This is a genomic window from Cellulosimicrobium sp. SH8, from assembly GCF_025818875.1.
In the GTDB taxonomy this organism is placed as follows: domain Bacteria; phylum Actinomycetota; class Actinomycetes; order Actinomycetales; family Cellulomonadaceae; genus Cellulosimicrobium; species Cellulosimicrobium cellulans_D.
The window spans coordinates 57,289-74,866 of the sequence record NZ_JAMXMH010000001.1; the positions used below are offsets into that span (position 1 = coordinate 57,289).

Annotated in this window: 16 protein-coding genes; 9 read left to right on the forward strand and 7 right to left on the reverse strand. The window is 75.3% G+C overall.

Annotated features, from left to right (window positions below):
* Nucleotides 1-143: 143 nt before the first annotated feature.
* On the forward strand, nt 144-1,208 hold the full coding sequence (locus NF338_RS00270) for a LacI family DNA-binding transcriptional regulator (RefSeq protein ID WP_264028951.1): 1,065 nt from the start codon (nt 144-146) through the stop codon (nt 1,206-1,208).
* Between the two features lie 66 nt (nt 1,209-1,274).
* Here the strand turns inward: NF338_RS00270 and NF338_RS00275 are convergent, their stop codons facing one another.
* The gene (locus NF338_RS00275; protein ID WP_264028952.1) at nt 1,275-2,123 is read right to left on the reverse strand and encodes a class I SAM-dependent methyltransferase; all 849 of its coding nucleotides are present in this window, start codon (nt 2,121-2,123) and stop codon (nt 1,275-1,277) included.
* Between the two features lie 191 nt (nt 2,124-2,314).
* Here NF338_RS00275 and NF338_RS00280 point away from each other — a divergent pair, with 191 nt between their 5' ends.
* Genes NF338_RS00280 through NF338_RS00290 form a run of 3 tightly spaced genes read left to right on the forward strand, consistent with a single transcriptional unit; the run spans nt 2,315 to nt 4,898 of the window.
* A complete protein-coding gene (locus NF338_RS00280; RefSeq protein WP_157759524.1) occupies nt 2,315-3,319 on the forward strand; it encodes a hypothetical protein in 1,005 nt (334 codons plus the stop codon).
* A complete protein-coding gene (locus NF338_RS00285) occupies nt 3,316-4,131 on the forward strand; it encodes a hypothetical protein (RefSeq protein ID WP_264028953.1) in 816 nt (271 codons plus the stop codon). Before NF338_RS00280 ends, NF338_RS00285 begins: the two co-directional genes overlap by 4 nt.
* Complete coding sequence (locus NF338_RS00290) at nt 4,128-4,898, forward strand: hypothetical protein (protein ID WP_264028954.1); 771 nt, start codon at nt 4,128-4,130, stop codon at nt 4,896-4,898. Before NF338_RS00285 ends, NF338_RS00290 begins: the two co-directional genes overlap by 4 nt.
* Nucleotides 4,899-4,926: 28 nt before the next feature.
* On the opposite strand, the gene idi is transcribed toward NF338_RS00290, so the two are convergent.
* From idi to NF338_RS00305, 3 genes are read right to left on the reverse strand one after another with little or no spacing between them, the layout of a single operon-like run.
* Nucleotides 4,927-5,523 (reverse strand): isopentenyl-diphosphate Delta-isomerase, encoded by a 597-nt coding sequence (gene idi, locus NF338_RS00295; RefSeq protein ID WP_264028956.1) that lies wholly within the window; start codon nt 5,521-5,523, stop codon nt 4,927-4,929.
* A 43-nt stretch (nt 5,524-5,566) separates the two neighbouring features.
* On the reverse strand, nt 5,567-7,447 hold the full coding sequence (locus NF338_RS00300; protein ID WP_264028957.1) for an ABC transporter ATP-binding protein: 1,881 nt from the start codon (nt 7,445-7,447) through the stop codon (nt 5,567-5,569).
* A complete protein-coding gene (locus NF338_RS00305; RefSeq protein ID WP_264028958.1) occupies nt 7,444-9,237 on the reverse strand; it encodes an ABC transporter transmembrane domain-containing protein in 1,794 nt (597 codons plus the stop codon). The genes NF338_RS00300 and NF338_RS00305 overlap by 4 nt, the downstream gene beginning before the upstream one ends.
* Nucleotides 9,238-9,407: 170 nt before the next feature.
* Here NF338_RS00305 and NF338_RS00310 point away from each other — a divergent pair, with 170 nt between their 5' ends.
* From NF338_RS00310 to NF338_RS00325, 4 genes are all read left to right on the forward strand, one after another.
* Nucleotides 9,408-10,502, forward strand: coding sequence for an iron chelate uptake ABC transporter family permease subunit (locus NF338_RS00310; protein ID WP_264028959.1), 1,095 nt, complete (start codon nt 9,408-9,410; stop codon nt 10,500-10,502).
* Nucleotides 10,503-10,528: 26 nt separating this feature from the next.
* Nucleotides 10,529-11,614: an iron-enterobactin ABC transporter permease gene (gene fepG, locus NF338_RS00315; protein ID WP_264029365.1), complete on the forward strand. Its 1,086-nt coding sequence runs from the start codon at nt 10,529-10,531 to the stop codon at nt 11,612-11,614.
* Nucleotides 11,611-12,513, forward strand: a complete 903-nt coding sequence (locus NF338_RS00320) for an ABC transporter ATP-binding protein (RefSeq protein WP_412845751.1) — start codon at nt 11,611-11,613, stop codon at nt 12,511-12,513. Before fepG ends, NF338_RS00320 begins: the two co-directional genes overlap by 4 nt.
* 93 nt (nt 12,514-12,606) lie before the next feature.
* Nucleotides 12,607-13,656, forward strand: a complete 1,050-nt coding sequence (locus NF338_RS00325; RefSeq protein WP_264028961.1) for an ABC transporter substrate-binding protein — start codon at nt 12,607-12,609, stop codon at nt 13,654-13,656.
* 36 nt (nt 13,657-13,692) lie between these two features.
* On the opposite strand, the gene NF338_RS00330 is transcribed toward NF338_RS00325, so the two are convergent.
* Complete coding sequence (locus NF338_RS00330) at nt 13,693-14,274, reverse strand: TetR/AcrR family transcriptional regulator (protein WP_264028962.1); 582 nt, start codon at nt 14,272-14,274, stop codon at nt 13,693-13,695.
* 102 nt (nt 14,275-14,376) lie between these two features.
* Here NF338_RS00330 and NF338_RS00335 point away from each other — a divergent pair, with 102 nt between their 5' ends.
* Nucleotides 14,377-15,627: an FAD-dependent oxidoreductase gene (locus NF338_RS00335; RefSeq protein WP_264028963.1), complete on the forward strand. Its 1,251-nt coding sequence runs from the start codon at nt 14,377-14,379 to the stop codon at nt 15,625-15,627.
* Between the two features lie 61 nt (nt 15,628-15,688).
* Here the strand turns inward: NF338_RS00335 and NF338_RS00340 are convergent, their stop codons facing one another.
* Together NF338_RS00340 and NF338_RS00345 are read right to left on the reverse strand one after the other, a co-directional pair.
* Nucleotides 15,689-17,068, reverse strand: coding sequence for a permease prefix domain 1-containing protein (locus NF338_RS00340; protein ID WP_264028964.1), 1,380 nt, complete (start codon nt 17,066-17,068; stop codon nt 15,689-15,691).
* The gene (locus NF338_RS00345; RefSeq protein ID WP_141389759.1) at nt 17,068-17,442 is read right to left on the reverse strand and encodes a PadR family transcriptional regulator; all 375 of its coding nucleotides are present in this window, start codon (nt 17,440-17,442) and stop codon (nt 17,068-17,070) included. Before NF338_RS00345 ends, NF338_RS00340 begins: the two co-directional genes overlap by 1 nt.
* Nucleotides 17,443-17,578: the final 136 nt, after the last annotated feature.

Below are 17,578 nucleotides of genomic sequence, written 5' to 3' on the forward strand. Positions count from 1 at the left end.
TGCGTACGAGACTGCGTCATTGCGAAAGCGCTTTCGTAAGCGCTTCCGCTAGAGTACGGTGCGGACAGCGGATGTGGCAAGCGTCACGTCGGGGAGGGCCCTCGGGCCGCCGACCGGGCGACGCACGGACGAGCGGAGCAGGGGTGCGTCGAGAAGGTCGGACCACGAAGGGTCGCAGCGCGCTGCGGCTGGTCGACGTCGCCGAGCGCGCGGGCGTGTCCCTCGCGACCGCGTCGCGAGCGCTGTCGGGCAGCGACGGCGTCTCGGAGGTGCTCGCGGAGCACGTCCGCGAGGTCGCGACGGAGATGGGCTACATCGCCAACCCGCACGCGCGCACGCTCGCCGGCGGCACCACGTCGGTCGCCGGCCTGCTCGTCTACGAGATCGGCGACCCGTACTTCTCCGAGATCGCGAGCGGCGTCGTGCGCGTCGCGACCGAGCACGGCTGGAGCGTCCAGATCAGCCACACCGAGCGCGAGCCCAGCGCCGAGGTCACGCAGATCCGCCTCATGCGCGCGCACCGCGTCGGCGCGATCCTCGTCGCCGGGTCCGGGTACGTCGAGCCCGCGATGGAGGCCGACGCCGCGCGCGAGCTCGAGGCGTTCCAGGAGGCCGGTGGCCGGGTCGTCGTGATCGGGCGCCACCACCTGCACAGCGACGCCGTGCTGCCGGACAGCGAAGCAGCGGCCGCGAGCCTCACCGACCACGTCCTCGGCCTGGGCCACCGCCGCCTCGCCGTCGCGGCCGGGCCCGAGCGGCTCACGACCGTCGCCGACCGCATGGCCGGCATCCGGAGCGCGGTCGCGGCCCAGGGCCTCGACCCGGACGACCTGTTCGTGGTGCACGCGCCGTTCACGCGCGAGGGCGGGCGGGACGCCACGCAGCGCATCCTCGCCCAGCGCCCCGACACCACCGCGATCCTCGCGCTGAACGACGCCATGGCCACGGGCGTGCTGTCCCTGCTGCGCGAGCGCGGCGTCGTCGTGCCGCGCGACATGTCCGTCACGGGGTTCGACGACATCCAGGTCGCCCAGGACCTCGCGCCCGCGCTGACCACGGTGCGCCTCCCGATGAGCGAGATGGGAGCGACGGCGTTCGAGCTCGCGCTCCGGCCGCCGTCGGGCCGGCCGCGCCGCAAGCGCACCGACCACGAGCTCGTGGTCCGCGACTCGACGGCCCCACCCCGCCCCGGCCCGCTGTGGGCATGAAATGGGCCCGGTTCTGCGGCGAGAACCGGGCCCATTTCATGCCCACAGCGATGGGGCGGGGGCGTCTCAGAAGGGCTTGCGGGCCACGACGAGGAAGCGCGGGGCCTCGTCCACGAACTCGTGGCCCGCGGCGAGGTGCAGGTGCAGGGCGCGCAGCGGCGCCTCGTACCGGGCGACCGCCTCGGGGGACAGCGACGCCAGGTCCGGCACCTGCCACGCCATGAGCTTGAGGTACCAGAGCACCGAGGACAGGTCGCGGAAGCGACGCAGCCCCTCGTGCTCGCGCGCGACGTCGACGACGAACCCCGCGTCGCGCAGCACCTCGACCGCGGCCTCGAGCGTCACGGAGTCCGGGTCCCACGGGAGCTCCGTGCCGAGCGCGGTGTTGAGGCGCAGGCCGTCGCGGGTGTCGACCTGCTGGGTGAGGAACACCCCGCCCGGCTCGAGCACGCGCAGCACCTCGTCGGGGTCGAACTCCTCGTGCCGGTCGAGCACGACCGCGAACTGGCCGTCGAAGAACGGCAGGAGCTGCTCGTCGTCGCCCTCGACGGGCCGGACGTCGACGCCCAGGGGCTCGAGCCGGCGTCGGGCCACCGGCAGGTTGGGCGCCCAGCCCTCCGTCGCCGCCGACCCGGCGGGCAGGGGACCGAGCGTCGACAGCAGCTCGCCGCCGCCGGTCCCCAGGTCGAGCACCGCCCCGCGCCCGCTGCCGACCAGCTCGCGCGCGAGCGCGGCGTAGTCCCACGGCAGCGGGTCCTCGACCACGCGCTCCGCCACGGGCGAGAGGTCGAACCCGACCACGTGCACCGCACGGGCCCAGGCGACGTGCTCCTCGAACGACGCGTCCCGGGCGGGGACGGGCACGTCGGCCGCCCGGTCGGAGGTGGCGGGGGTGTCGGGGACCGCGGCAGGCATGCCTCGATTGTCACCCGTGCGGGCGCCGTCGCCGAACATGCGCGCCGGGCCCGTCGCGCACCGACGGGGAGTCGTCCCCATCGCCGCGGGGCGGGTGCGCACGGTAGCCTCCCGGATGCCCGTTTCGTGCGTTCCGTGACGGACGGGGCGCGGCAGGAACACCGATCGACCAGCGAGGGGACGAGGACGACGTGAGCGGGATGTGGGGCGCCGACGTCACCGAGCTGAGGAGGCTGGCGCAGTCGCTGCGCTCCGCCTCCGACCAGCTCGTGAGCACGACGTCCGAGGTCAGCGGCCTCGTGGAGGCCGCCGGCCGGTGGCAGGGCGGCGACGCCGACCAGTTCCGGGGCGAGTGGACCGGGTCCTCGGTCGCGCTCCTGCGCGGCGTGAGCCAGACGCTCGCGGAGGCGTCGCAGGCGGTGCTGCGCAACGCCGACGAGCAGTACCTGACGAGCACCGAGGGCGGCGCGATCCCGTCCCCCGGCGTGCCCGGCCCGGGCGTGCCCACGGGCCCCGGCGGCGGGCCGCTCGGCGGCGGGACCACGCTGGCCGGGTCGATCTGGGACGTCGGCGAGACCCTCGGGGAGTCGGCGATGTTCGTCCTCGACGGGCTCAAGGCCTGGAAGGTCGGTCAGTCCCTCACCGCGTTCCTGCAGGCCAGCCGCCTCGCCGACCTGTCCGACGCCGCCGCGAGCGCGTCGGTCTTCGCGCGCGGCATGGTCCTCGACGACGCGATGGGGCTCCTGGGCGGGCTCGGGACGGCGGGCCGGCTCGCGGGCGGCGTCGGCGGCCTGTTCGGCGTCATCGGCGGCTTCAACCAGATGTTCAACACCGAGTACGACGGCGTCCGGGGCGGCGTCGACCGTGTCATGGGCGGTCTGTCGGTCGTGGGCGGCGCGGGGACGATGCTCATGATGGCGGGCATGCTCACCAACCCCGTGGGCATCGGGATCGTGGTGGGCGCGGGAGTCGTCGCAGGTGCCTGGGCGCTGGGGAACCTCGTCGTCGACAACTGGGACGCGATCTCCGGGTTCGCGACCAACCCCGGCCCGTACCTCGCGGACGGCTGGAACAACGTGACCGACTTCGCGGGCGACGCGGTCGATACGATCGGGGACGTCGCGTCCGACGTCGGGGACGCGATCGGCGACGGTCTCTCCGCCGCCGGTGACTTCGTCGGAGGGCTCTTCTCGTGACCCAGCAGACCATGCGGTGGTCCACGTCGGACGTCGCCGCGGCCGAGCGCGCGCTGGGACGAGCGACCCCGGGCGAGGTCACGCACGTCGTGACGCTCACCGACGAGGAGATCGTCATCCTCGACGGGCTGCAGAACCCCCAGCTCGTGGCGGTCCCGTGGCTCGACGCGCAGGAGGGCGCGGACCGCACGCTCGTGGGCCGCGTCGCGCTCCGCTCCCTCCTCGCGCGCGGCATGGTCGTGCCGAGCGAGGACGCGGCCGCGGCCGAGCCCGTGGACGGCCGGCCGGCCGTCGGCATCGAGGCCGTCCCGGAGATCACGGGTCCGCTCGTCCTGCGCCGCACGGCGACCGCGATCCTGTCCGTCGAGCGCACGACGTCGCTCGGCCGGCACTGGGTGTACGTCTACCTCCACGAGGACGACCGCGTGCTCGAGGAGGAGGTGGCCCCGAGCGGCCACCACGCGTTCAGCGTCTACCCGCTGTCCGAGCTCGCGGGCCGGCTCGCGGTCTTCGTCGACCCGGGCTCCCAGGCCCTGCTCGACGGTCGCTCCCAGACGTTCACGCCCGACGACTTCGCTGCGCAGGCGCCGAGCCTGCCCGAGCTCGCCGGGGCGCTGGCCGTGACGACGCTCGGCGCGGTGCACGCGGGATCCGACGTCCTGGAGCAGGTGAGCGTCTACGCGACCCCTGACGGCGTGTACACCGTCCGGGGCGGCGAGCACGGGGCCGACGGCGCGCCGACCTCGCTCACGCTCTCCGAGGTCGGCGCGGCCACGGTCCGCCGTCTCCCGCTCGAGCTGCTCGGCCGATGACGGTGCCCACGGCAGGGCCCACGACCGGCGCGCGCGCGACGCGCAAGGTCCGGCACCACGCGGCGCGGTCGGGCCTCGGCGCGGTCCGGCACGTGTCGGCGGCGACGCCGAACGCTCCGGCGTGGGCGGTGACGGTGGTCGTGGTGCTGGTGTTCTCCGTCGGGCCGGCGCTCGTGGGGAACGCGGGGCCCGCCGCGATCGGCTACCTCCTGCCGTCCTTCGCGGCGATCGCCGCGGTGATCCTCTGGTTCCTCGGCTCCGAGAAGCTGGTCGTGCTCGACCACGGGATCCTCGTCGGCTCGTTCGCGCCGTTCCTGCGCCCCGTCGCGGTGCCCTTCGCGGCCCTCGACGTCCGGACCGTGCGCGCGGCCGTGGCGAGCCCGCGCACGCTCGGCCTGCTGCTGACAGACCGCGGCGTGTCGACGGCGTCGCGCACCGTGCTCTGGTCGCGCCGCGCCGTGACCTTCGTCGGGGTCGCACCGACCCAGCTCCGCCAGGCGCGGGCGCGGGGGCTGCACGTCGACCTCACGACTGCGACCGCAGTCGACCTCTGGGTCTTCTCGGCCCGCGACCCGCGTCGCCAGGAGCTGGTCGTCCGCGCGCTGGGCGACGCCGCACGCGCGGCCGGGGTGCCCGGCGCGGAGCAGGTCGAGGCGCTCGCCCTGCCCGCGCAGCCCGTGCAGGTCTCGCCGCAGGACGCGGACCGCCTCGCGGTCCCGGAGCATCTGCGCAGCGCCCGGGCCCGGCACCCGCAGACGACGCGCTGAGCGTCTCGCGGGCGGGTCGCCGCCGGCGTCAGTCCGAGGCGGGCCCGAACGCCGCGGCGAGACGCGCCGTCGGGCTGTCGCCCTCGCCGCTCGCGGCGCCGAGCGCGGCGACCTGCAGCACCATCCACGGGCTGAACGCCCACGGGGTCGCGCCGACGGCGCGCGCGACGTCGCGCGGGTCCGCCCAGGCGGTCTCCATGACCTCGTCGGGGTTCGGCTCGACCGTGCCAGCAGCACGCGCCGCGTAGACGGGGCAGATCTCGTTCTCCACGACGCCAGAGGCGTCGACGGCGCGGTAGCGGAAGCCCGGCACCGCGACCTCGAGGCTCGCGATCTCGAGCCCGAGCTCGTGCCGCGCGTGGCGGACGATCGACTCCTCGGTGGTCTCGGTCCAGCGCGGGTGCCCGCAGAACGAGTTGGTCCACACGCCCGGCCACGTGCGCTTCGCGAGGGCGCGCCGCGTGAGCAGGAGGCGGCCCGCGTCGTCGAGCACGTAGCAGGAGAAGGCGAGGTGGAGGGGCGTCTCGGTCGTGTGGACCGCGGCGCGCTCGAAGGTGCCGGTCCGGCGACCCTGGTCGTCGACGGTGACGACGTGGTCGGCGGCGACGGGGACGTGCGAGGTCATGCGGCCACTCTCGCACACGGCCGTCCGGGACGGGGAACCGCTGTCAGGAGCCCGTGAGCCGCCCGGGTCCGCCTCCCGCGTCGCGTCCGGCCGACCAGGTCGACCACAGGTGGGCGTAGCGTCCTCCCGCGGCGACGAGCTCGGCGTGCGTGCCCTGCTCGACGACGCGGCCGTCGGCGACGTACAGGACACGGTCGGCGCCCGCCGCCTGGCTGAGACGGTGCGCGACGACGACGCACGTGCGACCGCGCGCGACGGCGGCGACCGCCGCGTCGAGGACGCGCGCCCCGCGGCTGCCCGCCTCGGCCGTGGCCTCGTCCAGCACCGCGACGCGGGGGTCGCGCAGCCGGAGCCGCGCGAGCGCGAGCTGCTGCGCACGGTCCCCGCCCAAGGGGTGCGCGGTCGCGCCCACGCGCGTCGCGAGCCCCTCGGGGAGCGCGTGCACCCAGCGGGTGGCCCCCACCGTCGCCAGCGCGTCCCACAGGTCGTCGTCCGTGGCGTCGGGGCGGGCGAGACGCAGGTCGTCGGCGAGGGTGCCGGCGAAGACGTGCACGTCCTGCGTCACGAGCGCGACGGCGCCCCCGGGCCCGGTGCGCGGCGGCATTCGGTCGACCGTGACGGTTCCCGTGCGGGGCTCCTCGATCCCCGCGACGAGGCGCGCGATCGTCGACTTCCCGGAGCCGCTCGGCCCCACGAGCGCCACGTGCTCGCCCGGGGCGACGTCGAGGTCCACACCGTGCAGCACGTCGGCGCCGTCGTAGGCGAAGCGCACGTCGCGCAGGCGGACGGCCCCGCCCGCTGCGCCTCCCGGCCCGGGCGGCCGAGCGTCCGTCGTGCCGTCCTCGTCGCCACCGTGGGTGAGGACGTCGGTGTCGTCCGCGGTGCCGAGAGCCGTCGCGTCCGGCAGGTCGAGCACGCCGACCAGGCGGGCGAGGCCGGCCCCTGCGCGCTGGAGCTCGTCCGCACCGCCGAGAAGGGTGTTGATCGGCCCGAAGAGGCGGTGGAAGTAGAGCGCCGCTGCGGTCGCCGCGCCCAGGGTCGCGGCGCCGTCGCGCACGAGCACGAAGCCCACGACCAGCACGGACCCGAGGCCGAGGAGCTCGGCGACGTTGAGCCGCCCGTAGAACCGGGTCATGGAGCGCGCGGCGCGCAACGAGTGGTCCACGTAGTCGAGCGAGGCGCGGTCGACGGCGGTGCGTGCGTGGTCCTCGATCCCGAAGGCGCGCACCGTCTCGGCCCCGACGAGGGCGTCGAGGCTCCGCTGGGTCCGGACCGCCTCGGCGACCCGGGTCGCGCGGTACATCGGCGAGGTGCGGCGGATGTACATCACCGTAGCGAAGACCTGTACGGGTACCGCGACGAGGGCGGCCGCGGCGAAGCGCCAGTCGAGCAGGCCCAGTCCCGCGAGGGTCACGCCGATCGTCAGCGCGGCCCCCGTCGTGCCAGGCAGCACCTGCGACGCGGCGTCCGCGACGACCCGGACGTCGCCCGACACGCGTGCCACCAGGTCGCCCGTCCCCGCGCGCTCGATCCGGCCGAGCGGCTGGTGCAGCGCCCGGTCGAGCACCCGCTCGCGCAGGTCGGCGAGCAGCCGCTCACCCAGCGCGGCGACGGCGCGCGTCGAGACGTGCGTGAGGGCCGCCGTCGCGAGCCCCACCACGGCGAGCGCGACGACGAGGACGACCACCGCGCTGGCGTCGCGCGCCGTGACCGCGTCGACCACGCGGCCGAGCAGCCACGGGACCGCCAGGCCCGCCGTGCTCGTCGCCAGGAGTGCGACGAACGCGCCCGCCGCGAGAGCGCGGTGGCGCCCGAGCAGGCCGCGCGCCGCGCGCCACGTCTCGCGCGCGCTCGCCGTGGGCAGGGGATCGCGCGGGCCGGCGGGTGCCGAGGCACCCTGGCCGTCGGGGAGCACCGCGGTCATGCGAGCACCGCCTCTCGGTAGCCGTCGTGGTCGAGGAGCTCCCGGTGCGTGCCGCGCGCGACCAGGCGACCCTCGTCGAGGAGGAGGACCTGGTCGCACGTCCCGAGCACGACCGGGCTCGTCGTCACGACCACCGTCAGGAGGTCCGCGCGGTGCGCGCGCACCGCCTCCGCCACGCCGAGCTCGGTCGCAGCGTCGAGGGCAGACGTCGGCTCCTGCAGCACGACGACCGGGCGCCGCGCCGCGAGGGCCCGGGCCAGCAGGACGCGCTGGCGCTGCCCGCCCGACAGCGCGCCGCCCCGCTCCCCGACCGGTGCGCCGGGCGCGACGTCGTGCACCTGCGCCACCGAGAGCGCCGTCGCGACCACGGCGCCGGGGTCGTCGGGCCGCCCCGTGGCCGCGCCCGGGACGACGACCGCGACGTTGTCGTGGACGCTGCCGTCGAGGAGCACGGGCTCGTGCGGGACGGCGAGGACACGGGCACGCCGCTGCGACGCGTCGAGCACGCGCACGTCGTGCCCGCCGACCCGGACGGTCCCGCGGCGCGCGGGCTCGCCGCCCGCCAGCAGCGCCGCGAAGGAGGCCGCGGAGTCGGGGTCGCCCGTGACGACGCCGACGAGCCCGGGGGACTCGCTGCGCCACGTCACGTCGCGGAGCGCGTCCGTGGAGACGCCGTCGAGCTCCACGTGCCACGGCTCGACGGCACGATCCTGCCCGTCGTGCCCGGGTCCGGGCGCCCGGGCCCCGCCCGCGGCCCGGCCGGGCGAGCCGTCGTCGGACCCCGCGGTCGTCGCGGCGTCGGCGGGCTCGGCGAGCCAGTCGCGCACGCGGCCGAGCGACGCGCGGACGCCCGCGGCCTCCGCGCCGAGGTAGGCGAGGCCCGTGAGCGGCCACTGCACGAACTGCGCGAGGCCGACGACGGCGACGAGCTCCCCGACGGTGATCCGTCCCTCCAGCGCCATCCAGGCCGCGGCCCCGACGACAGCGGCGAGCAGCAGCCCGCCGACGAGCGCGCTGGTGGCCCGGTGGCCCGCGCGCGACCGCGCGGCGCGGAGCGCTGCGGCGAGCGCGGCGCGGCTCGCGACCCGGTAGCGGCGCCCCGCCTCGTCCTCCGCGCCGAGGCCCTTGAGGGCGCGCAGGCCGGTGACCGTGTCCGTCGCGAGCGCGCCGGCGGCGGCGACCTCCTCCTGCTCGCGCGTGCTGCGTCGTTCGAGCGGGCCGGAGAGCGCGTGCATCGCCCACAAGGCGAGCGGCGTCACGACGAGCACGCCGAGCCCCAGCGGGACGGAGACGACGAGGAGCGAGACCGCCGCGGTGAGGAGCGCGGCGGCGGCCGCGGCGTTCTCGCCGACGACCCAGACGACGCCGGCGACCTGCTGCGTGTCGGAGCCCGCGACGGACAGCACCTCGCCGGGCAGGCGCGGGCGGCGCAGCGGTCGCAGGGCGTGGCCGACGACGCTCGTGCGCAGCGCGTGGGCCGACGTCTCGAAGACGCGCGCGGTGAGCCGGAAGGACAGGCGCCACGCGGTGGTGAGGACGAGGAACAGCGCGGCGAGCAGCCCGAGGCACACCGCCAGCGCGCGCGGGTCGGACGTCGCGATCGCAGCGTCGACCGTGCGCCCGATGACGACCGGGACGAGCGCCTCCGTGACCTGGTGCAGCACGAGCCCGCCCGCGGCGAGGACGAGGAGGCGGCCGCGCCGCCCGCCGAGCACGACGCGCAGGGCGTCGGGGGCGCCGTCGTGCCGGGTCGGGTCGGGGGACGGGTCAGGCGACGGGAGCGGAGGCACCGGCACATCGTAGGTGAGGTAAGCCTTACCACCGACGGACAGTGAGCGGAGTCACCCCCAGAGCCCTGTGCACCGTCTTGCCCGGCCCACCCCGGCGTGAATTAAGGTGAGGGTAACCTCACCAAGCCACGACCGACCGGGCACGCGCCCCCTGAGCAGATCCGAGCACCATGACCTCGCCCGCGACCGCCGACGCGCCGGCCGGCGTCCCCGACAGGACCCGCCGGGCAGCGACGGACCGCGACGACCGTCCTGCCGGGGTCGCCCGCACGAACGCGGGCCGCAGCCTGGGCCTGCTCGTCGCCGTCGTGGTCCTCGTGCTCGCGATCGCGCTGAGCCTCGTCGTCGGTTCCAAGCCGGTCCCGCTCGGCACCGTCTGGGACGCGCTGACCGGGTACGACGGCTCCGGGGACCACGTCATCATCCGCGACCTGCGGCTGCCGCGCACGATCGTCGGCCTCCTGGTCGGCACCGCGCTCGGGGTCGCGGGCGGGCTCATCCAGGCCATGACGCGCAACCCGCTGGCCGACCCGGGCATCCTCGGCGTCAACGCCGGGGCGGCGTTCGCCGTCGTGCTCGCGGTCGCGTTCCTCGGGTTCACGGACATCCAGTCCTTCATCTGGTTCGCGTTCGCCGGGGCGGTCGTGGCGACGATCGCCGTCTACGCCATCGGTTCGCAGGGCCGCGGGGGAGCGACGCCCGTGCGCCTGACCCTCGCGGGCGTCGCGCTGGGGGCCGTCCTGGGAGGCATCTCGCAGGGCATCACGCTGCTCGACCCCGCTGCGTTCGACCGCATGCGCTTCTGGGGCGCGGGCTCGCTCGCCGGCCGCACGATGGAGATGGCCGGCACGATCGCGCCGTTCGTCGTGATCGGGCTCGTCATCGCGCTCGTCGTCGCGCGCCCGCTCAACACCATCGCGCTCGGCGACGACCTCGCGAGCTCGCTCGGTGCGCACGTCGGGCGCACGCGCATCCTCGTCGGCGTCGCGGTGATGCTCCTGTGCGGCGCCGCGACGGCGGCCGCCGGGCCGATCGGGTTCGTCGGGCTCATGGTCCCGCACGTCGCACGCTGGACGGTCGGGCCCGACCAGCGCTGGATCCTCCCGTACTCGGCCGTGCTCGCTCCCGTGCTGCTGCTCGTGTCCGACGTCGTCGGCCGCGTCGTCGTCATGCCGGGCGAGCTCCAGGTCGGCATCGTCACGGCGTTCGTCGGAGCCCCGGTCCTCATCGCGCTCGTGCGGCGTTCGAAGGCGAGCGGGCTGTGAGCGCCCCGGTCCGGGACGACGCGCCCGTGGGCCCGTCCGCGGGCGGTGCCGGGCTCGACCGCACGCACCGCGTCGACTTCGGCCGCCCCACGCGCGTCGTGCGCGGGCTCGGCGGTCGCGCGAGCCTCCGGCTCGACCTCCGCACGCTCGCGGTATGCGGGGTGCTGCTGCTCGTCGCGCTCGCCGTCGGCGTGGTCGCGCTGACCACCGGCGACTACCCGTTGACCGTCCCGCAGGTGCTCCAGGCGCTCGTCGGCGCGGCCGACGGCCCGGTCCACATGGTCGTCGTGGAGTGGCGACTGCCCCGCGCGCTCATGGCGCTCGTGCTCGGCGCAGCGCTCGGCGCGAGCGGCGCGATCTTCCAGTCCCTCACCCGCAACCCCCTGGGCAGCCCCGACGTCATCGGCTTCAACACCGGCGCCTACACGGGCGCGCTCGTCGTCATCATGCTGCTCGGCGGCGGGTACGTCGGCGTCGCGGCGGGCGCGCTCGTCGGCGGCATCATCACCGCGGGCGTCGTGTACCTCCTCGCCTACCGGCGCGGGGTCCAGGGGTTCCGGCTCATCATCGTCGGCATCGCGGTGTCCGCGATGCTCGCGTCCGTCAACCAGTGGCTCATCATCAAGGCCGACCTCGAGACCGCGATGGCGGCCGCGGTGTGGGGCGCCGGCTCGCTCAACGGCATGACGTGGGCGCAGGCCGTCCCCGCGGCCGTGCTGGCCGCGCTCATCGCGCTTCCCCTCGTGTGGCTCGCGCCACGCATGGGGCTGCTGGAGCTCGGGGACGACGCCGCGGCCGCCCTCGGTCTGCGCAGCGAGCGGGTGCGGCTCGCCCTCGTGATCGTCGGCGTCGCGCTCACGGCCCTCGTGACCGCGGCGGCAGGGCCCATCGCGTTCGTCGCGCTCGCCGCCCCGCAGCTCGCGCGCCGCCTCACGGGCGCCGCGGGCGTGCGGATCCTCCCCGCCGCCGTCATGGGCGCCGTCCTGCTGGCGGCGAGCGACCTCGTCGCCCAGCGCGCGTTCGCCCCGACCCAGCTCCCCGTGGGCGTCGTCACCGTGAGCGTCGGTGGCGCCTACCTCGTCTGGCTCCTCGTCCGCGAGGCCCGCAAATGACCACGAACCCGCAGACCGGAAGGACCCCGGTGGCTCTCACGAACCTCGCGGCCGCCCCGAACGTCGCCGACGCGCCGACCGACGCGCGCGCCGACCGCGTCCCGCTCGCGGACCGCCTGCACGCCGAGGGGATCACGGTCGGGTACGACGACCGCGTCATCTCCTCCGACCTCGACGTGACCATCCCCGACGGGTCGTTCACCGTGATCGTCGGGCCGAACGCGTGCGGCAAGTCGACGCTGCTGCGCGCGCTGTCGCGCCTGCTCAAGCCGTCGCAGGGGCAGGTCGTGCTCGACGGTCGGTCGATCTCGTCGATCCCCGCGAAGGAGGTCGCGCGCCGCCTCGGCCTCCTGCCGCAGACGTCGATCGCGCCCGAGGGCATCACCGTCGCCGACCTCGTCGCGCGCGGGCGCTACCCGCACCAGAAGCTCCTGCGGCAGTGGTCGCGCGAGGACGAGGCCGCCGTGGTCGGGGCGCTCGCCGCCACCGGGACGACCGAGCTCTCCGGCCGCCTCGTCGACGAGCTCTCCGGCGGGCAGCGCCAGCGCGTGTGGGTCGCCATGGTCCTCGCGCAGGAGACCCCCATCCTCCTGCTCGACGAGCCGACGACGTTCCTCGACATCGCGCACCAGATCGAGCTGCTGGAGCTGTGCGCCGACCTCAACCGCGACCGCGGGCACACGCTCGTCGCGGTGCTGCACGACCTCAACCACGCGTGCCGCTACGCGACCCACCTCATCGCCATGAAGGAGGGCGCGATCGTCGCCGAGGGCGCGCCGGCCGATGTCGTGACGGCCGGTCTCGTCGAGGACGTGTTCGGCCTGCCGTGCCGCATCATCCCCGACCCCGTGACGGGCACCCCGCTCGTCGTGCCCGAGGGTCGTCCCCGCCGCGCCTGACCGCGGCCCCGTTTCCAACCGGTCGACCCACCCGCCCGACCGGCCCCCCACCGTCCTGCGCTCGCCCGCACCGCCTCGTCGGAGGAGCAACGCATGACCCGCACCACCCGTCCCTCGTCCGCCCTGCCCGGAACCGCGCGCCGCCGGCCCCTGCGCACCGCACGGGACCTCGCCGCCGGCACGCTCGCCGTCGGGCTCGCGGCCACGCTCGCGGCGTGCTCCACCGGCACCGACCCGGGGGCCGACGAGACGGCCCCGTCCGCGGCAGCGGAGGGCTGGTCCTGGACGTCGTCGGGCTACGGCACGACGTACGAGCTCGACGAGGCACCGGACAGCGTCGTCGTCGACGGCTACTCGGCCGCCGCGCTGTGGGACTACGGCGTGCGCCCGGCAGGCGTGTTCGGCTACGGGTTCTCCGAGGCGGGCGCGCTGTCGATCGGCAACGCCCAGGTCGACGAGATGGAGGTCGTGGGTGCCGACGCGGAGTTCAACCTGGAGAAGCTGCTCGCGCTCGAGCCCGACCTGGTGATCGGGTTCGGCAACGAGGACGGCACGGCCTGGACGTGGTGGGAGGACAAGGTCACGGAAGAGGCGACGGCTGTCGCGCCGTTCGTCGGCATGAAGTTCGCGGGCCGCCCCGTCGTCGAGGTGATCGAGGACTACGCGTCGCTGGCCGAGGCGCTCGGCGGCGACGTCGAGTCGCCGGAGGTCACCGAGGCGAAGGCCGCGTTCGACGAGCGGCTCGACACCCTCCGCGGCATCGCGGCCGAGAAGCCGCTGACGATCCTGCCGCTCAACGGCGCCGAGGAGCTGTGGGTCGGCCAGAAGAACCTCGGCCAGCTCGCGCTGCTCGAGGAGCTGGGCTTCACGATCGGTGGGCCGCAGGACCAGGAGGCCTGGGCCGAGCTGAGCTGGGAGCGCGTGCCGGACTACCCGGCCGACGTCGTGCTGAGCTACACGGGCTCCGACGAGGCGATGGCCGCGAACCCGGTCTACGCGGGACTGCCCGCGGTGCAGGCGGGCCAGGTCGTCGGGTGGGACGACAAGCGCCCGTTCACCTACGCGAGCTACGTCGAGTGGTTCGACGAGCTGATCGCGGTGCTCGACGGCGCCGAGGTCGTGTCCGGGACGCCGGCGTCCTGACGGCCGCGCGGGTCGGGCGGGGGAGAGCGGGCGACGTCAGCCCTCGTCGCCCGCCCGGCCGGCGATGACCGCGACGGCCCGTGCGAGCTCGTCCCCGCTGGGGACCGCGTCCGGGCTGAGGAGCCAGAGGATGCCGAGGCTCTGCACGAGCACGAAGTCGAGCCGGGCGACGGCTGCGAGGTCGTCCTCGCTCAGCTCGGGGCGAGCTGCTCGCAGGTGCTCGAGGATGCCGAGGTAGCCCTGCCCGGTCGCGGCGGCCAGCTCGCGGCTCGCCTCGCCGTCGCGCAGGACGCGCACCGAGTTCTCGAGGCTCGCGAGCAGGGCCTCGCGGTGCGCGCCGAACACCTCGGGCATGCGGTTCCACAGGGCGGCGAACCCCTCGAGGAGCGGGAGCGAGGCGGTCTCCTGGACGACGGCCTCCATCGAGTCGCCGATGCCGCTGCCGAGCGACTCCAGGAGCGCCTCGGTGATGAGCCGGTCCTTGGAGCCGAAGTGGTACCCGATCGCGGCGAGGCTGACCCCGGCCGCGGAGGCGATCTCGCGCGCGGTCGCCTTGGCGACGCCGCGCTCGACGATCACCTGGCGCGCGCCGGCGAGGAGGTCTTCACGGTTTCCCACGGTGACAGCCTACCGCGCGATTCAGACGCTCGTCCTAGACAAGCGTGCCATCCGTCTGTTAGACATTCGTGTAAGACGAACGTCCAAACGGAGGGCACCGACATGACCGGCACCGACACCACCCCGCACGTCCTCGTCTCCGGCGGCGGCATCGCCGGGCTCACGCTCGCTCTGCAGCTCGTGCGCCAGGGCCGGCGCGTCACGGTCGTCGAGCGCGCGACGGCACCGCGCCCCGGGGGCCAGGCGGTCGACCTCCGCGGCGCGAGCCGCGAGGTCGCGACCCGGCTGGGGCTCATGCCCGCGATCGACCGGCACCGCGTGCACGAGGAGGGCCTCGCCTACGTGGACGGTCGGGGTCGGGTCTTCGGCCGCATGTCGATGGCCGACTTCGACGGCGAGGGCGCCGTCGCGGAGATCGAGATCGCGCGCGGCGACCTCGCGCGCGTCCTGCTCGACGCGCTCGTCGCCGCGGGCGACGAGGCGCCGGGCCTCCTCGACGTGCGCTTCGGCGACCGCGTCACCGCGCTCGCCCAGGACGCCGACGGCGTCGACGTCACGTTCGAGCACGGCGACGACGCCCGCTTCGACCTCGTCGTCGGGGCCGACGGCGTCCACTCCGCGACCCGCCGGCTCGCGTTCGGTCCGGAGGAGCAGTTCGCGACCTACCTCGGCGGCTACGCGGCGTTCTTCACCCTGCCCACGCCCGACGACGTCGAGCCGGGCTGGTTCGCCATGCGGTTCGTGCCCGGAGCGACGTTCGGGATCCGCCCCGACCTCGACCCCTCGACCTCGAAGGCCCTGCTCACGCTCCGTGTCGACCGGGACCCCGCGCTCCGCGGCGACCGGGCGCGGCAGGAGGCGCTCGTCCGCGGCCTCCTCGAGGACGCCGGCTGGCACGCCCCGACCGTCCTCGACGCGCTGTCCGACGCGGCCGACCTCTACTTCGACGAGCTCGTGCGCATCGACGTCCCCGACCCGGTCGCCGGCCGGGTCGTGCTCCTGGGGGACGCGGCGTCGTGCGGCTCGCCCATGACGGGCCAGGGCACCGCGACCGCCCTGGTCGGCGCCTACCTGCTCGCTACGCACCTGGGGGCCACCCCGGACGACCCCGCCGGTGCGGCGCGGCGCTACGCGGCGGACGTCGCCCCGTTCGTCGAGGTGGGCAAGAAGATCCCCGGCGGGGGCATCGCGCGCATGGTGCCCGGGAGCCGGGCCGAGGCCGCGGTGCTGCGCGCGACGACCGGTGTCATGCTGTCGCGCGCGCTGCGCCCGCTCGTGCGCCGCATGTTCCGGGCGGGTGGCGAGGCGCCGTCGCTCCCGGTGGCCGACGCGGCGCCGCAACCCGTCCGCTGAGCGACCGCCCGGCTCCGTGCCGTGCCGGGCCCGCCGCGGCCTGGCACGGCACGTCACGGCGTCAGACGAACCCGAACACGGGCGGGAAGACGACGACCACGATCGCGGCCCACGCCGCGTACACGGGCAGGAACCGGGTCTGCCAGGCCACGAGGTCGGCGAACGGCCGCCGTCCGCGCAGGAACGCCGTCGCGAGGACGGCGGACCACACGAGGTGCACGAGCAGGAGCAGGTTGAGCCCGAGCGCCGCGGCCTTGTTGGGGCTGACGCCGAACTCCGCGATGCGCGTGAGCATCGCGGTGAGCGCGACGGCGTCGACCGCGAGCGCCGCGACGACGAGGACGACCTGGAGCCCGTCGAAGAACGACCGGGGCGCGAGCGGGTCGCGTGCCGAGACGGAGTACAGGAGCAGGCACAGGACGAGCACGAGGATCGCGTCCATGAGGATGAGCAGCTCGCGGTCGACGGCGGCGAGGTTCCCCGCGGTCGCGAGGACGACGAACACGGCGAGAAGCATGACGAGGGTCAGCGGTGTGAACACGCGCGTGAGCACGGGCGCGATGTTCTCGACGACGTTCTGCTTGGCCTCCACGAGCCACGCCGCGACGACCAGGGCCGCCGGGACGCACAGCGGCAGGATCCAGTCCTCGAGGTAGGGCTCGAGGTCGACGTCGGCGAGCGTGAAGACGCCCGCGGTGAGGCCGAGCAGGACCCCGCCGCCGAGCGCGAGCAGCGTGTAGTACACGGCGAGCTCGCCCGTGAAGCGCGCGAAGTCCATGCGGCGCGCGTCCGAGCGCCAGCGGCCCCCGACGTACGCGAGCCCGACGACGGCCCACAGCGTCACGGGGGCGGCGAGCGCCGCGAGGACGAGGGTCGAGCCCGTGGGCTCGAACGGGTACACGTTGAGGACGACGCCCAGGACGACGAACGGCACGGCGAGCGCCCCGACGACCCGCGCGGTGACCTGGCGCTTCCACGCGAGGTAGGCGGTGAGGAACGGCAGCACGAGGAGCCCGACGTTGAGGCCGACGGTCTCCGGGTCGAGGACCGCTGTCGCAACCTTGACAGCGACCCCCGCCGCGACGGCGAGCGCGAGCACGACCGCGAGCTCGCGCCACGACCGCGTGCGGCCGGTCGGCTGCTCGCCGACGAGGACGAGCTGCTTCCACAGCCGCTCGGAGTGCTCCTGCGCGAACTCGCGCGACAGGTCGTCGAGCGTGCCCATGCGCTTCACCGCGACGAGGAACGCCTCGTCGTCGTCGAGCCCGGTCGCGCGCAGGTCCTCGACCCGCTCGCGCAGGTGGTCTTCCATCTCGTCGACGTCCGCGCCGGAGATGGCCTCGCGGCGGCGGACGTAGCCGCGCCACTGGTCGATCTGGGCCTCGAGCGCGGCGTGCGGTCCAGGGCTCGCCCCGTCCGTCGGCGCGGTCGCGGCGCCCATCAGGCCCACCCCTCCGCGACGCGCGGCGGGCTCTGGAGCCCGTCCTGCGCCGTGCGCCAGACCTGGTGGAGCGCGTGCGCGACGACGTCCCACTGCGCCTGGCGCTCGACGAGCGCCTCGCGACCGGCCGCGGTGATCGCGTAGTGCTTGCGGCGCCGGCCGACGTCGGAGGTGCCCCACGAGGCCTCGACGAGACCGAGCCGCTCCAGCCGGTGCAGCAGCGGGTACAGCATGCCGTCGGTCCACTGCATGCGGCCGCCCGAGAGCTCGTCGACGCGCTTGAGGATCGCGTAGCCGTACGACTCGCCGTCGGCGAGGATCCCGAGCACGAGCGGGGTGGCCGACGCGGCCACGAGGTCCTTGTCGATACGCATGGCACTCCTATGCCTAGTTCTTCTAGGGTTACTGACCCTAGCAGATCTAGGGTTGGCGGAGCGGTCCTGCGGGCTAGCGTGGTCCTGCGACGCGGTCGTCACGTCCCGGGCGGGACTCCACCGGGCGGCCGCGACC